Source organism: Xanthomonas sp. SHU 308, assembly GCF_000364645.1.
GTDB classification, from domain to species: Bacteria; Pseudomonadota; Gammaproteobacteria; order Xanthomonadales; family Xanthomonadaceae; genus Xanthomonas_A; species Xanthomonas_A sontii.
This window is the reverse complement of record NZ_AQOK01000841.1, coordinates 1-235: the sequence shown is the minus strand read 5'-3', so window position 1 is coordinate 235 and position 235 is coordinate 1. Positions and strand designations below refer to the sequence as shown.

Below are 235 nucleotides of genomic sequence, written 5' to 3'. Positions count from 1 at the left end.
CGGCTTCTGCAGCCTGGCCGCCGGCAAGGGACTCACGCTGTACGAAGGCGGGCTGCTGATGTCGCGGCATGCGCCGCTGCAGCGCAGTCTGGCCGACACCGCCGCGCGCCTGGGCCAGCGCGACTGGCGCTGGGAACTGCGCCGCAGCCTGGAACTGCTCGGCTACGCCGCGCTGTACCGGCCGCAGCCGCTGCGCTGGGCGTACGGCGCACCGGTGCGCCGCGCGCTGCGCCGC

General features: G+C 76.2%; 1 pseudogene. It reads left to right on the top strand.

From position 1 onward, the window contains the following. Window positions 1-235 (top strand): annotated as a pseudogene (locus D588_RS25875) (nucleotide sugar aminotransferase); the annotation flags it as partial.